The organism is Variovorax sp. W1I1, from assembly GCF_030815625.1.
GTDB classification, from domain to species: Bacteria; Pseudomonadota; Gammaproteobacteria; order Burkholderiales; family Burkholderiaceae_C; genus Variovorax; species Variovorax paradoxus_C.
In genome coordinates, this window is record NZ_JAUSWZ010000001.1 from 4525309 (window position 1) to 4538386 (window position 13078).

A 13078-nucleotide genomic window follows, 5' to 3' on the forward strand; every position below is an offset into this window, starting at 1 on the left:
TGTTTTCTTGATGCCGTCTCTGCGGCTGCAATGACTGGAATCGATTTTTTGCACACTGTCAACGGAAATCTCGGCGCGGCGATCTTGCCGCGCAACCGGCAATGCGCTAGCTATTCACCGCACTCGCGAGTGCCTTAGGATGGCGCCGCTTTCCACTCCCACAGCCTCCCCATGGATTCATCGACCGCACTCCGGAGTGACTTCCTCGTCCGCGCGCGCGCAGGCTCGAAGTGCGCAACGCGGGCATGGTGACGAAAAGCGCGCGCAAATGATGAAGGCGTCGTTGCGCGACGGGTTCGTTCTTCTTCTGGCATTCGCCGCGATGCTGGCCTGGCTGCCGACCGCACAGGCGCGGCCGGTGCCGGTGCCCGCGATGTCGTCGCGGGTGGTCGACCTCACGAACACGCTGCAGGCTTCCGAGGCCGATGACCTGCGCCAGCAGATCGATGCGCTCGAGACCGACACCCGGGCGCAACTGGCCGTGCTGATCGTGCCGACGACCGGTGAGGATTCCATTGAGCAGTTCGCCACGCGGGTGTTTGCCGAGTGGAAGCTCGGTCGCGAGGCCGAGGACGACGGCCTGCTCCTGCTGGTGGCGCTGAAGGACCGCCGCATGCGCATCGAGGTGGGCACGGGCCTCGAAGGCAAGGTCACCGACATCCAGGCCGCCCGCATCATCGACCAGCAGATGACACCGCGCTTTCGCAGCGGCGACTTCGCGGGCGGCGTCCGCACCGCCGTGCAGTCGCTGTCGCTGCTCGTCGGCGGCACGCTGTACGGCACCGCGGCGCCGCAGATGCAAGGTGTGCAGGGCGCGCAAGAGGTGCCGTCGTCCGTGGACCCAACACCGTGGAAGGGCACGGGCGGCGTCGCGCCCGCGGGCTGGGCACTGTTCGCGGTGCTGCTCTGGAGCATCGCCATCGGCGCTTGGCATGGCCGCCGGCGGCCGAAGCCGGCGCCCACGGCCGAGGACTGGCTGGCGCACCGCGCACCCGTCGAGGAAACCCACGCGTCGGGAAAAAGAAAGAAGCGTCGGAAGAACGCCGAACGCTCGCGGCCACCGCCGCCTGTTGCCGCACCCGCGACAGCGCCCTTCAAGCGCTGGCCGTTTTCGATGGCGCTGCTGGCCGCCGCGCCCCTTGTGGCGGCGACCGTACTGTCGAGTCCCGCACTTCTTGGAATGCTGCTGTTTTTGCCCGCACCGGTCGGTTTTGGGCTCGGAATCGCGTGCAGCCGCTCAGGCTCGGCCTCGGTATTGGCGCGGATCGTCACCGCCATCGCGCTGCTCCTGATCGTGGCGCTGACCTTCGCCGGCAAGTTCATGAACACCACCGATGTGGGCCTGGGCATGCTGTACATGGTCATCGTGGCGATCGTGCTCGCCTACCTCGCGGCCGTGGGCCTGGGCGCGCGCAACGCCTGGCGCGAGAGCCCGCGCGGCTTCTGGGCCCGCCTCATCTTAGTGCTCGGGGCCATGGCGATCCTGGGCTGGGTCTTCTACCAAGGCGGGGGCGACGACATCGGGCTGCCGCTGCTGCTGGTCGCCGCCGTGAGCTCGGCCTTCGCGTTCCTGCCGAAAGCCTTCAACCTGGAGAGCGACGGCAGCAGCGGCAGCAGCAGCAGCAGCCGGAGCAGCAGTTCCTCGAGCGACAGTTCGTCCTCCTCGTCTTCGTCCTCCTCCTCGTCGGGCGGAGGTGGCTCCAGCAGTGGCGGCGGGGCGTCGGGCAGCTGGTGACAGGTTACCCACCCGGTCAAACGCCAGCTATTCACCGCCTCGCGAGTGCCTTAGGATGGCGCCGCCTCCCACTCCCACGGCCTCCCTATGGATTCATTGACCGCACTCTGGGGTGACTTCCTCGTCTTCGCGGGCGTCATCTTCGGCATCCTGCGGAAAGTGCCCGACGTCTTCTGGGCCGCGCTGATCGCCGCCGCCCTCGCCCTGTGGGGCGTGAAGGTGGCGAACCGCGACAACGCGCGGCACTTCATGCGGCAGCTTCGGCACGACAAGGACGAGAAGGCGGCCCAGCGGCTGGCGGACCTGCGCCGCGATGTGTACCTGCATGCTATCGACCAGTTCGTGCATGCCAGTTCCTACCTGAGTTCGCTACCGACTGCGGACCTCAACAAGGCCGACGCGGCGCAGCCGCTGCAGGGCTTCTTCGCGGCGGCGGCCAAGCTGCAGATGGTGTCGGAGGCGAAGACCTCGGCGCTGGTGTCCGACCTCATCGGCACTTTCAGCGCGCTGCATTTCAAGCTCATCGGCGCGGCACAGCCGATCCAGCAGGTCTTGAGCGAAATCGACTTCTACACAACGCTTTGCGAAGGCGCGGTGGCCGAGCAGAAGCGCGCGCTCTCGGCCATCGACCAGTTCGTGCCTTCGGGCAACGCCGAAAGCGACGAGGCCCGGCGCCGCGCGCTCGACCTCGCGCTCGACACGCAGACCAAGTTCCTGCGCGACCACAGCGAGACGCGCCAGGCCCTGCACGTCGAGCGGCATGCGCTGCACGGCGAGTTCGTCAAAAGCCTGATGCTGGGGCTGCAGGCCATCAACACGAAGATGCAGCCGATCATGGTGGCGATCCGGCGCGAGCTGAACATCGACAGCCAGATCGATGTCTACGCAGACGCCGTGTCCGAGCAGCAGGACCGTGTGGCGGGCGCCGTCGCCGAGCTGATGGCGCAGTTGGACGACCCGCGGCAGGCGCCGCCGCGGACCAAGCCCGCCAGCCTCGAGAACCGCTGACCCCGGCGGGGAGGGCCGAAGGGCGAAGAGCCCATGAAGCCGACTGCGGCTTTTCGCGAGTGCCAAAATTCATCCAATGATTCAATGAATAGGCACCCGAGACATGCTCGCCCAAGCCCCCCGAACCTCGCTGGCGGACGCCGCAGCCGACAGCATCCGCAATGAAATCTCCGCTGGCCGCTGGGCCATCGGCGCGCGCATTCCCATCGAACCGCAGCTCGCGCAATTGCTGGGCGTGAGCCGCGGCACGGTGCGCGAGGCCGTCAAAACGCTGGTCTCGCGCGGGCTGCTCGAAGTGCGCCAGGGCTCGGGCACCTATGTGCGCTCGGGCTACGACCCGTCGGCCAGCCTGCAGAAGATGCGCCTGGCAAGCCTGCGCGACCAGTTCGAAGTGCGCCGCGCGCTCGAGGTCGAGGCCGCCCGGCTCGCCGCGGTGCGCCACACCGCTCGCGACCTGCGCCGCCTGCACACCCTGCTCGACAAGCGCGGCGTGCCCGATGCGGAGGACGACGGCGACGGCTTCGTCGAACGCGACCTCGCCTTCCACCTGGCCATCGTCGACATCTCGGGCAACCTCGCGCTGGCCGAGACCTGCCGCTTCATCACCGGCTACATCAAGGAAACCATCGCGAGCACCCTGAGCACCAGCCTGCCCGAGCCCGACGAGGCCGCGCACCGCGCCGTCGTCGAAGCCATTGCGAGCCGTGATCCCGAACGCGCCGCCACGGCAGTGCGCGACTTCATGGCGCCGATGCTGGACGCGCTGGCGCGGAGGACGGCATGAGCGCCGCGCCGGGCCGCCCCAAGCAAGCTCGCACCGCAGTGCGCAGCACGAAGGTATTCCAATGAGCGCGGTTCCCTTGAACGCCGCCACCGCGCACCGCACCCAGTCCTCGCATACGAGCACCACCGAGGAGCTGCTGATCGACGCCGAGGCCGACAGCCTGCCCGCGCCGCGCCCCACCCCTGCCCCCAGTCTCGCGCGCCGCATCTTGCTCGGCGCGAGCGTGGTGCTGATCGCCTTCAACCTGCGGCCGGTGTTCGCGAGCCTCTCGGTCGTGCTGCCCGAGATCATCCAGGCCACTGGCCTCTCGGCCACGGCCGCGAGCCTTCTGACCACGCTGCCGATCCTGTGCCTGGGCATCTTCGCGCCGCTCGCGCCCTGGCTGGGCCGGCGCTTCGGCACCGAGCGCACGCTGCTCGGCTGCATGGTGCTGATCCTCGTGGGCACCGTGCTGCGCGGCACGGGCAACATCCCGCTGCTGTTCCTGGCCTCGGCCATCGCGGGCAGCGGCATCGCGGTGTCGAACGTGCTGCTGTCGGGGCTCGTGAAGCGCGACTTCGCGAAACAGGCGGCGCTGATGATGGGCCTCTACACGATGGCCGTGTGCGGCGGCGCCGCCAGCGCCGCGGGCCTCACCGTGCCGCTCGAGCACGCGCTGGGCGGCGGCTGGACCTACGCCCTCGCCATGTGGGCCGTACCGGCCCTGCTGGTCACGCTGATCTGGGCGCCGCAGGCGTTGCCGCTCAGGCCGGTGGCGAGCGAGTCGGGCTTCTCCGTGCAAGGCCTCTGGCGCGACCGGCTGGCATGGCAGGTCACGCTCTTCATGGGGCTGCAGTCCGCCCTCGCCTACATCGTGATGGGCTGGCTCGCGCCGATCCTGCGCGAGCGCGGGCTCGGCGGCGAGATGGCCGGTTATGTGGTGTCGCTCTCGGTCATGACGCAGGTGGTGACCTGCCTCGTGGTGCCCGCGCTGGCCGTGCGGCTGCGAAACCAGCGCGGCCTGGGCGTGGTGCTGGCGCTGCTCACGGTGAGCGCGATGCTGGCCATGCTGTTCGCGCCGCTGGGCGGGGCGTGGGTCTGGGCGTGGGCCGTGATGCTGGGCATTGCGCAGGGCGGGACCTTTGCGCTCGCGCTCACGATGATCGTGCTGCGCTCGCGCGATTCGCATGTCGCCGCGCACCTCTCGGGCATGGCGCAGGGCGTGGGCTACATGGTGGCCGCCTGTGGGCCGCTGCTGGCCGGGCTGCTGCACGGGTGGACCGGCAGCTTCCGCGCCTCGGCGTGGCTCTTCGTCGGGCTGGGCATCGCGCTGGTGATCGCAGGGCTGGGCGCGGGGCGCACGCTGTACGTGGGAGCGGTGACGGTGCCGAAGCACTGAACGAGGCCGGCGTCCGATGAGGTACAACCTCGCCTCGTGAACACCACCCCCTCGCACTCTCCCGTCCTTCGTCTTCAGGACATCGACTTCGCCTACCCCGACCAGCCCGCCATCGCCGCCGGCTGGAACGCCGCCATCGGCCCCGGCGTCACGCTGCTGTACGGCGACACCGGCGCCGGCAAGTCGGCGCTGCTCCAGGTGATCGCGGGCGTGCTGCCTGCTACCAAGGGCCGGCTGACGGTCGCGGGCGCGAGCCTCGACGCCACACCCGAGGCCTACCGTCGCAGTGTGTTCTTCGTCGATCCGTCAACGGATCGCTTCGACCAGGTCACTGCGCGGGCCTGCACCGCGACCCTGCGCGAAGGTGACGCCGGCTTCGACGACGGCCTCTGGCAGGCCCTGGTCGAGGGCTTTTCCCTGCCCCCGCACATCGACAAGCCGATGTACATGCTCTCCACGGGTTCGAAGCGCAAGGTGTGGCTGGCCGCCGCCCTCGCCTCGGGCCGCCCGCTGGTGCTGCTGGACGAGCCGACCGCGGCGCTGGACGCCGGTTCGGTCCGCCGCCTGTGGAGCGCCCTGGCCGACGTGGCAAGCCGGCCGGGCCGGGCCGTCATCGTCGCCAGCGCCGCGCGCATCGACGAGGTGCCGCTGGCCGCCACCATCGAGCTTCCCCTCCATTGACAGAGCCTTGCGCGGGGAGATAACCCCGGCGGCTGTCCGGGCGGGTCGCCGCCCGGCGACAATCGCGGATTCCGGCGGTCAGATCCCGCCGGAGTCTCCGGCGGAAGTTCCCGCCACCCCGACCTCCCTCAGCTTTACGGAAGCAAGCGCATGAGCACGAAGCAACCCACCATCGTCTACACCCTGACCGACGAGGCGCCCCTCCTGGCGACCTACGCGTTCCTCCCCATCGTGCGCGCCTTCACGGCCCCGGCCGGCATCAACGTCACCACGAGCGACATCTCGGTGGCCGCCCGCGTCCTGGGCGAGTTTCCCGAATTCCTGAGCGACGACCAGAAGGTGCCCGACAACCTGGCCGAACTGGGCAAGCTCACGCTCAAGCCCGAAGCCAACATCATCAAGCTGCCCAACATCAGCGCCTCGGTGTCCCAGCTCAAGTCGGCCATCAAGGAGCTGCAGGACAAGGGCTACAAGATCCCCGACTACCCCGAGAACCCGACCACCGACGAAGACAAGGACATCCGCGCGCGCTACAACAAGTGCACCGGGAGCGCCGTGAACCCCGTGCTGCGCGAAGGCAACTCGGACCGCCGCGCCCCCAACGCGGTGAAGGAATACGCCCGCAAGAACCCGCACAGCATGGCCGACTGGAGCCAGGCCTCGCGCTCGCACGTCTCGCACATGCACGGCGGCGACTTCTATCACGGCGAAAAGTCCATGACCCTGGACCGCGCGCGCAACGTCAAGATGGAGCTGATCACCAAGAGCGGCAAGACCATCGTGCTCAAGCCCAAGATCGCGCTGCTCGACCGCGAGGTCATCGACTCCATGTTCATGAGCAAGAAGGCCCTCCTGGCCTTCTACGAAAAGGAGATCGAGGACGCGCACAAGACCGGCGTCATGTTCTCGCTGCACGTCAAAGCCACCATGATGAAGGTCTCGCACCCCATCGTGTTCGGCCATTGCGTGAAGATCTTCTACAAGGAAGCCTTCGAGAAGCACGGCAAGCTGTTCGACGAGCTGGGCATCAACGTCAACAACGGCATGGTCGATCTCTACAACAAGATCGCTACGCTGCCCCAGAGCACGCAGGACGAGATCAAGCGCGACCTGCACGCCTGCCACGAGCACCGCCCCGAACTCGCCATGGTCGACTCGGCCAAGGGCATCACCAATTTCCATTCGCCGAACGACGTGATCGTGGACGCATCGATGCCCGCGATGATCCGCAACGGCGGCAAGATGTGGGGCGCCGACGGCCGCCTGAAGGACGTGAAGGCCGTGATGCCCGAATCGACCTTCGCCCGCATCTATCAGGAGATCATCAACTTCTGCAAATGGCACGGCGCCTTCGACCCCAAGACCATGGGCACCGTGCCCAACGTCGGCCTCATGGCCCAGAAGGCCGAGGAATACGGCTCGCACGACAAGACCTTCGAGATTCCCGAAGACGGCGTTGCCAACATCACCGACCTGGACACCGGCGAAGTGCTGATGAGCGAAGACGTGGAACAGGGCGACATCTGGCGCATGTGCCAGGTCAAGGACGCCGCGATCCGCGACTGGGTCAAGCTGGCCGTCACGCGCGCGCGCAATTCCGGCATGCCGGTGGTGTTCTGGCTGGACGCCTATCGCCCGCACGAGGCGCAGCTGATCACCAAGGTCAAGATGTACCTGCACGAGCACAACACCTCGGGCCTGGACATCCAGATCATGAGCCAGGTGCGTGCCATGCGCTACACGCTCGAGCGCGTCGTGCGCGGCCTGGACACCATCAGCGCCACCGGCAACATCCTGCGCGACTACCTCACCGACCTGTTCCCCATCATGGAACTGGGCACCTCGGCCAAGATGCTGTCGATCGTGCCGCTGATGGCCGGCGGCGGCTTGTACGAAACCGGCGCGGGCGGCTCGGCCCCCAAGCACGTGCAGCAGCTGGTCGAAGAGAACCACCTGCGCTGGGATTCGCTGGGCGAATTCCTCGCGCTGGCCGTCAGCCTGGAAGACCTGGGCCTGAAGACCGGCAACGCGCAAGCGAAGATCCTTGCCAAGACGCTCGACGCCGCCACCGGCAAGCTGCTCGACAACAACAAGAACCCGTCGCCCAAGACCGGTCAGCTGGACAACCGCGGCAGCCAGTTCTACCTGGCCATGTACTGGGCGCAGGAACTGGCCGCGCAGACCGACGACAAGGAACTGCAAGCCAAGTTCAAGAAGCTCGCCGAGACGCTGACGGCCAACGAGAAGAAGATCGTCGACGAACTCGCGGCCGTGCAGGGCAAGCCGGTGGACATCGGCGGCTACTACCTGGCCGACCCGGTCAAGTTCGAGACGGTGATGCGCCCGAGCGCGACGCTGAACTCGGTGCTTGCATCGGCGCAAGCCTGATAGCGCGACAGAGCGCCGCGTCCTCGCTTCACTGAAGCCGGATGCATGCCTCGACAACGGCCTGCCGCACATGCGGCAGGCCGTTGTCGCTTGTGAAGCTGGGTCCACCGAAAACCGAACCGAGGAGACGGAATGCAGATCCGAGAAATCACCGCTTCGGACCTCGAAGCTGTCTACCGCCTGCTGGCGGCCAACGGATGGTCGCACCGGATTCCGGACGAGGCCTATCTCGCCAAGTTGATCGCAGCGTCCCAGCATGCGTGGGTCGCCGTGGTCGATGAAGAAATCACCGGCTTCGCGCGCGCCCTCACCGACGGCCTCTCGAACGGGTACCTGTCAATGGTGGTCGTCGGGACACCGTTTCGCGGGCGCGGCATCGGCCGTGCGCTGGTCGAGCACATCGTGGGCGCCGAGGACAACGTCACCTGGGTCTTGCGCGCCGGCAGGGAAGGCGCGCCGGCGTTCTTCGCCAAGCTGGGCTTCATGCCCTCGACCCTCGCGATGGAGCGGCCGCGCAGGGCGGCGTACTAGACTGTTTGTCCGTCAACCACGCTGCGAAAGGCAGGCCATTCATGAAACCCTGGTTGATTTCCATCGCATGCATCGCAACGGCCGGCGCGGTCCACGCCGCCGAAAGCTGCGAGACCCTGCGCGCGCAGATCGAAGCGAAGATCGGCGCAGCGGGTGTCACACAGTTCGCGGTGCTCGTCGTCGATGCCAACGCGCCAGCGGCCGGCCAGGTGGTGGGCAGTTGCGAACTGGGCACGAGGAAGATCGTCTACCAGCGCGAGGGCGCAGGGTCGGCGCCGGCAGCAGTTCCGGCACCGGCCAGCTCGCCCGAAGACGACGACATCCTGACCGAATGCAAGGACGGCACCGTGTCCGTCGGCGGCGACTGCAAACGCTGAGAAGAAGGTGTGAACGATGGCTGACAAGATCCTGGTGTTCTATGGCTCGTACCGCTCGGACCGCATGGGCGTGCGGCTCGCCGACTTCATCGTGAGGGGCCTCGCCGCACGCGGCGACGATGCGGAGCTGATCGACGCCAAGGCCGTCGACCTGCCGATGCTCGACCGCATGTACAAGGAATATCCGAAGGGCACGGCGCCCGCGGCCATGGAAGCGCTGGCGGAGAAGATCCGTACGGCGGACGCCTTCATCTTCGTGACGGGCGAATACAACTGGGGTCCGCAGCCCGGCCTGAAGAACCTGACGGACCACTTTCTCGAAGAGTGGTTCTGGCGGCCCGCTGCGGTCGCGAGCTATTCGGCGGGACGGTTCTCCGGCGTGCGCTCGGGGACGATCTGGCACGCGATCCTGTCGGAGATGGGGATGGTGGTGGTGTCGAGCACGCTGGCGGTGGGTCCGATTTCGCAGACGCTGGATGAAGACGGTCAACCGATAGGCAAAGCGGGCGAATCGCTAGAACGCGCCTTCCCCCGATTTGCAGATGACCTGGCTTGGTGGACCGAAGCTGCCCGTGCACAGCGGGCGCGCAAGGCGCCGCCTTACTGACTCAGCGCGGCCAGCACCAAGGCCATCTTCTGCAGCGCCGCCTCGGGCGTCGTCTCGATGTGGATCGAGCAAGCCAGCATCAGATTCAACGGCTGGCCGAAGTCTTCGACCGCGATGCCGGTGCCGCTCTCGCGCAGCACACCGTTCGCGTCGTGCGTGCAGGGCAACTTGGCACGCGCACGGTCCGCATAACTGCCTTCGGGCACGCCATAGGCCACGACGGGAATGCCCAGCGCCACGGCAGCACCGACCTCGAATACCGTGCCCGAATCCGGCTCCAGTCCCCTGAAGGACGAGAGGTTCGCTACCACGCCGTCGGCACCGCGAAGGCGCTGCATGTTGGCTTCGTAGATGCGTTTTTCCAGCGCGTCGGGCGATGGTTCTTCTTCGCCATCGGCGGGCAGCAAGGCCGCCAGACCCAGTGCATCGCATGCCACCTTGAGCCGCACGAAATGGTCCCTCGCGTCCGGACGGAAAACGTCCGGGCCCGCGAGATAGATGCGGGGGCGCGTCGGGGTGTCGGAGGTCTTTGGGTCCATGGCAACAGCTTCGTCGATTTCCGGGCTCAGCTCAATATGCGACGAAGCACTGCATCCCGGCGCGACGCGACGCGTCACTGCTGCGGCGCAGGCGGCAGCGGACGCGACCACAGCCACGCCAGCACGACTGCCATGCACCCGATGGCCAGCACAGCCATCCACATGCGATGGGCAGTGAACGACACGATGACGGCGCAGGCCGCCATGGTGATGGTCGCGCTCCACTTGGCGCGGCGGCTCACGGTGCGGCCGTTCTCCCAGTTGCGCAGCAGCGGGCCGAAGATGCGGTGATTGCGCAGCCACGCGTGAAGGCGCGGCGAACTGCGCGCCGCCGCCCATGCGGCCATCAGGATGAACACGGTCGTCGGCATGCCGGGCAGCACCACGCCGATGAGCCCGAGGACGAGGCACAGCACCGCGAAGCAATGCAGCAGCACGCGTGCAAGGGGCGACAGGGGCTTGGGATCAGGGTTCAACGCAACGTTCTCGAAAGGATCGGACGGCGACGGCGGACCGGACCGGTGCCTTCGCCAGTACCCATTCTTCACCAGCTTGCGGCCCGCGCGCCAGCGAACCGATGTCGCGAGAAACAGGCAAGAACTCCGCAGGAACACGACAACACCCGGCGGCCGCCGTTTCCACGCAAGAACACGGTGCGGCGCTGAACAGCAGGGTTCGCATCGCGTTTGCGAAGTCAGGGAGCGGTCGCGCAGGGCCCTTACAGTCACGCCAAATACTGAAGAAAGGCCCCCATGCCCCGCCCCATCCTCGAAGAAGCCCGCATCCACCCCGCCATCCGCACCAAGGTCGCCGAGAGCCGCCAGACCATCGTCCGCGAGGTCATGGCGGCCGTTGCAGCCAACGACGTGGTCGTGGTCGGCATGGGCATCAACCCGCATCCGAAGGAGGCGCGCAAGGCGCTCGATGCGATCGGGCAGCCGTACAAGTACCTCGAATACGGCAACTACCTGAGCCAATGGCGCGACCGCAACGCGCTCAAGATGTGGACCGGATGGCCGACGTTTCCGATGGTGTTCGTGAAGGGCACGCTGGTGGGGGGTGCTTCGGATTTGCAGAAGCTCATCGACAGCGGCGAGCTGAAGGGTCTTGTCGGCTGACCGGCTACCACTGAGCACCGAGGTGTTTCCGCAGTCCCGAGGGCGCGGTACAGTCCCCCTCCATAGCAAGACAGTTTTCAACAAGGGAGCTTCACAATGATTTTTCGATCCATATTCACGCGCAAAACGTTGGCCCTGTGCCTGGGCTCGTTCCTGATGGCCGCCTCGTCGGCCCATGCCGTCGAAGCGACACACCGGCAGTCGAGCGAGCAGAGTGCGCTCGTTGAAACACTGCCCGCACCAGCGCCTGCAGAAAGACTCATCGTCGAGGGAACGGGACCCTACGGTGTCGATGCGCAGAGCGTCAGGCGCCACCTGGCCGCGAGCTTGAAAACCGATGCAGGTCTTTTTCCTCGCAGCGAGGAGCGGACTTTCTTCGATGGCGGGGTAAAGATGAACTATCAGGTCGGACGCCCCGCAATCGACCGCCCCTTCGGCGATGAGCGCGCCATCGTCGAGTTCGTCCCGGTGACGAACGCAGTCAACCGTGCGGTCCGCGCGATTTTTGCGAACTGAATCCTCTATATCGAGGCTTGACCGCCCTCCGCTAGAGAAACTGAGGCGGGACCTGTGGGCAGCGCCCATCATGGATGGGTATTAGCTGCAACTTCTACGACGAGTGGCCGCCCGGCATCAAGGGATGACGCGTCCCGTCGGACTCCATGCCGAGTCCGTCGCACTGGCCTTCGATCTTTGCGTGCAGCATGCAGAGCGAAGCACTTGCGAATCGCTGAAGCGACGAGCGATCGGCCGCGCTGAACAGCGGGGCGGGGCCATTCGATGAACGCGCTTCGTCGCGTCGATCTTCATCCCACGCGAGCAACTCCATCAGCGTGTGCGCCCCCTGCACCACGTCGCGCGCATCGTTGAGGAACAAGGCGTATCGCCGTTCCTTGTGGTCGAGCCCCCGCAAGGGATTCCACACAAAGGGTTTGAACTCCGCACTGTCATGCGCAGTGTTTGATGACTCGGCCATGTTGGCCCTCCCTGTCGGTTCAGCTTTTGCTACAACCGCCGCCCATGCTGCTAAACAAAGGCGGCGGCTCGAACGGGTTAGCAGACCGGGAACCGCGAGGCGAAACCGGCAGGGCGCGAGCCCTCCCATCCGAGCCGCCTAAAAGGAAGCTGGAATAGAAAAGCCGCAGGACCATTGCGGTTTGCGGCTTTCACCGCGGTTCATTCAGGCTGCTAAACCCGGCCTCGCTCGTCACGAGGCGACTGGAATGTAGCGGTGAGGCCGGCTCGCGTCAATCAAACGCCCACATTCACCGAGGCACACGCCAACAACGGCACGATGCAGGTCCAGATACCTCGCTCACTGGTCTCGAATGAACTCATGCGAGATGTAGTCCGCGAGGTCGCGTCCATAGATGATCACGTCATTGCCGACCATCGAAAGCACCGGAGACAACTTGCGGTCGCCGAACACGACGAGCGCACGGTGCGCATAGATCGGGATAAAGCCGAGGACATCATCCGGACTGAAACCGTCGCCTTCGAGGACATCGTCAATGGTCTGCCGATACTCAACGGTGTCTGCCAGCAGCCACGCAACATTCGGCAGATCGTCCGGGTACTTGTAGCACTGGCGGGAATGCCGAGGCGGCAGTTGCGGGTCTCCTCGAACATCGATGCATTCGCGATCAAAGCCATTGATGCAGCGGAGAAAGTCTCTGTAATCGAAGGGGAAGGGAAACCCGAGTTGCCGCTCGAATCGCTCGATCTCCGCTTCGGTCATGCCAGCATTCCATTGAGTCCCGGCCACGATCTGATAGCCCCAGACATTCGGGTGGACGCGGCTGTTGCGCCACCAACGCTCGGTCTTAGTTTTGAATTTTTCCCAGTCCATAGATCTGCTCGCGGCTCCTGCGAATCTTCTCGTCTTGCTCTGCCTTCAAAAAGGCGCATCGTGCGCCTGCGCCGAAAAGGTCG

Annotated in this window: 15 protein-coding genes; 11 read left to right on the forward strand and 4 right to left on the reverse strand. The window is 66.2% G+C overall.

Annotated features, from left to right (window positions below; genetic code table 11):
• Window positions 1-268 precede the first annotated feature (268 nt).
• From QFZ83_RS21245 to QFZ83_RS21285, 9 genes are all read left to right on the forward strand, one after another.
• Window positions 269-1735 (forward strand): YgcG family protein, encoded by a 1467-nt coding sequence (locus tag QFZ83_RS21245; RefSeq protein ID WP_307509775.1) that lies wholly within the window; start codon window positions 269-271, stop codon window positions 1733-1735.
• Window positions 1736-1822: 87 nt separating this feature from the next.
• Complete coding sequence (locus QFZ83_RS21250; protein WP_176661468.1) at window positions 1823-2743, forward strand: hypothetical protein; 921 nt, start codon at window positions 1823-1825, stop codon at window positions 2741-2743.
• A gap of 103 nt (window positions 2744-2846) precedes the next feature.
• Window positions 2847-3527, forward strand: a complete 681-nt coding sequence (locus QFZ83_RS21255) for a FadR/GntR family transcriptional regulator (RefSeq protein ID WP_307509780.1) — start codon at window positions 2847-2849, stop codon at window positions 3525-3527.
• A 61-nt stretch (window positions 3528-3588) separates the two neighbouring features.
• Window positions 3589-4905, forward strand: a complete 1317-nt coding sequence (locus tag QFZ83_RS21260; protein WP_307509784.1) for an MFS transporter — start codon at window positions 3589-3591, stop codon at window positions 4903-4905.
• A gap of 36 nt (window positions 4906-4941) precedes the next feature.
• Window positions 4942-5586 carry an ATP-binding cassette domain-containing protein gene (locus QFZ83_RS21265; RefSeq protein ID WP_307509787.1) on the forward strand — a complete coding sequence of 215 codons (645 nt, stop codon included), beginning with the start codon at window positions 4942-4944 and terminating at the stop codon, window positions 5584-5586.
• A gap of 150 nt (window positions 5587-5736) precedes the next feature.
• Entirely contained in the window at window positions 5737-7974 is a 2238-nt protein-coding gene (locus QFZ83_RS21270) for an NADP-dependent isocitrate dehydrogenase (protein WP_307509790.1), read from the forward strand.
• A 132-nt stretch (window positions 7975-8106) separates the two neighbouring features.
• Window positions 8107-8505, forward strand: coding sequence for a GNAT family N-acetyltransferase (locus QFZ83_RS21275; protein WP_307509793.1), 399 nt, complete (start codon window positions 8107-8109; stop codon window positions 8503-8505).
• A gap of 41 nt (window positions 8506-8546) precedes the next feature.
• Complete coding sequence (locus tag QFZ83_RS21280; RefSeq protein WP_306879902.1) at window positions 8547-8882, forward strand: DUF1161 domain-containing protein; 336 nt, start codon at window positions 8547-8549, stop codon at window positions 8880-8882.
• Window positions 8883-8898: 16 nt separating this feature from the next.
• A complete protein-coding gene (locus tag QFZ83_RS21285) occupies window positions 8899-9489 on the forward strand; it encodes an NADPH-dependent FMN reductase (RefSeq protein WP_306879904.1) in 591 nt (196 codons plus the stop codon).
• Here QFZ83_RS21285 and QFZ83_RS21290 read toward each other — a convergent pair.
• On the reverse strand, window positions 9483-10028 hold the full coding sequence (locus tag QFZ83_RS21290) for a nucleoside 2-deoxyribosyltransferase (protein ID WP_306879906.1): 546 nt from the start codon (window positions 10026-10028) through the stop codon (window positions 9483-9485). The two genes, QFZ83_RS21285 and QFZ83_RS21290, sit on opposite strands and share 7 nt — an antisense overlap.
• A gap of 74 nt (window positions 10029-10102) precedes the next feature.
• Window positions 10103-10504, reverse strand: a complete 402-nt coding sequence (locus QFZ83_RS21295) for a YbaN family protein (RefSeq protein WP_307509796.1) — start codon at window positions 10502-10504, stop codon at window positions 10103-10105.
• Window positions 10505-10780: 276 nt separating this feature from the next.
• On the opposite strand from QFZ83_RS21295, the gene QFZ83_RS21300 reads away from it, so the two are divergent.
• Window positions 10781-11146, forward strand: coding sequence for a glutaredoxin domain-containing protein (locus tag QFZ83_RS21300; protein ID WP_307509799.1), 366 nt, complete (start codon window positions 10781-10783; stop codon window positions 11144-11146).
• Window positions 11147-11242: 96 nt separating this feature from the next.
• Window positions 11243-11662, forward strand: a complete 420-nt coding sequence (locus QFZ83_RS21305) for a hypothetical protein (protein WP_307509802.1) — start codon at window positions 11243-11245, stop codon at window positions 11660-11662.
• 94 nt (window positions 11663-11756) lie between these two features.
• Here QFZ83_RS21305 and QFZ83_RS21310 read toward each other — a convergent pair whose 3' ends face one another.
• Both QFZ83_RS21310 and QFZ83_RS21315 read right to left on the reverse strand, forming a co-directional pair.
• On the reverse strand, window positions 11757-12122 hold the full coding sequence (locus tag QFZ83_RS21310) for a hypothetical protein (RefSeq protein WP_307509805.1): 366 nt from the start codon (window positions 12120-12122) through the stop codon (window positions 11757-11759).
• Between the two features lie 339 nt (window positions 12123-12461).
• Entirely contained in the window at window positions 12462-12995 is a 534-nt protein-coding gene (locus tag QFZ83_RS21315) for an SMI1/KNR4 family protein (protein WP_307509808.1), read from the reverse strand.
• Window positions 12996-13078 lie beyond the last annotated feature (83 nt).